General features: G+C 59.6%; 1 protein-coding gene. It reads left to right on the top strand.

Annotated features, from left to right (window positions below; genetic code table 11):
- The first annotated feature begins 141 nt into the window (after window positions 1–141).
- Window positions 142–1,521 (top strand): ISNCY family transposase, encoded by a 1,380-nt coding sequence (locus AWB69_RS45115; protein ID WP_407923091.1) that lies wholly within the window; start codon window positions 142–144, stop codon window positions 1,519–1,521.
- The last annotated feature ends 97 nt before the right edge of the window (window positions 1,522–1,618 follow it).

Below are 1,618 nucleotides of genomic sequence, written 5' to 3'. Positions count from 1 at the left end.
ATCAACTTTTTAAATGTAGGGGCAATATCCTAATGTCGTGTTTGAGCAAGATAGAAATGTCGTGTTTTGGTGTTGATGCGATGCTGGGAGCTCCCGGTCTAACGATGAGAGCTCGCCATGCGGCCAACCGAACTGGTGACGTTGAACATGCGCGAACTCGACCGACTCAAGGTGATTCAGGCTGTGGTGGACAGGATGCTTAAGCCTGGGCTGGCTGCTGAGCGTTTGCACCTGACGGTGCGTCAGGTCGAGCGACTGGTGCTTCGGTACAAGCAAGCTGGCGCGGCCGGTGTTGGGTCGGCTGCCCGAGGCCGTCCGGGCAATCGAAAGCTCGATGAGGCAACGGCGTACCGGGCGCTGGTTTTGATTCGCGAGCGCTACCCGGATTTCGGTCCGACCTTGGCGTGCGAGAAGCTGCGCGAATGTCATGGCTTGACGCTTTCAAAGGAAACCGTGCGGCACCTGATGACCGAGGCCGGCCTATGGATTCCGCGCAAGCAACGCCCGCCCAAGATCCACCAGCCGAGGAACCGGCGCTCGTGTCTGGGCGAGCTGATCCAGATCGATGGCAGCGATCACCGCTGGTTCGAGGAGCGCGCGCCGGCCTGCACGCTGCTGGTGTTTATTGATGACGCGACCAGCCGGCTGATGACGCTGCACTTCACTGCAACCGAGTCGACCTTCAGCTATTTCGAAGCGACGCGGCACTACCTTGAGGCATATGGGAAGCCGGTGGCGCTATACAGCGACAAGGCGAGCGTGTTCTCGTGCAACAGCCAGTCGAGCACGCCCGGCAAGGGCGTGACCCAATACGGGCGGGCCTTGTACGAGTTGAACGTGGATACGCTGTGTGCCAACAGCAGCCAGGCCAAGGGGCGCGTGGAACGCGCCAATCTGACCTTGCAGGACCGCTTGGTGAAGGAGTTGAGACTGCGCAAGATCAACACGAAAGAGGCCGCCAATGCTTATGCGCCCCACTTCATTGCGGACTTCAATGGCCGCTTTGGCAAGGAACCCAGGAGTGCGTACAACGCGCATCGACCGCTCAGGGACGATGAGGATCTGGATTTGATCCTGACGTGCCGGGTCTCGCGCTGCGTGTCGAACACGTTGACGGTGCAATACGACCGGGTGCTCTACCTGCTCGACGATACGGCCGCCAATCGCGCCCTGATTCACCACTATCTGGACGTGTATGAGTACCCGGATGGGCGCATCGAGATCCGGGCCAATGGTACCGCCCTAGCCTACCGCCAGTACGATCGGCTCTCCGACATGGACCAAGGGGCGGTAGTCGATAACAAGCGACTGGGACACGTGCTGGAGGTGGCGCAGCAGGTGCAGCTTGAGCGCGACAACCGGCGCATCTCGGGCTCGCCCTCGAGGACCAACCAGGGTGAACCGGTGAAGCCGAAGATGCGGGCCAACAACACGCGCAAGCAACGCGAACTCACACAAGCGGACCTGAACGGCATCATCTTGAGAACTGCCGAATTGCGGGCAGCCGCGGTGGGGAAATGAGCCTTTTGAGAGAGATTGACCAGGTTAAAAACACCCCAAAACCCGACATCTCTACTTTGCTCACGCTACGACATCTCTACCTGGCCTCGACATTAAA

The organism is Caballeronia udeis, from assembly GCF_001544555.2.
Taxonomy (GTDB): domain Bacteria; phylum Pseudomonadota; class Gammaproteobacteria; order Burkholderiales; family Burkholderiaceae; genus Caballeronia; species Caballeronia udeis.
The sequence above is the reverse complement of the archived record's forward strand: the minus strand, read 5'-3'. Positions and strand labels throughout refer to the sequence as shown.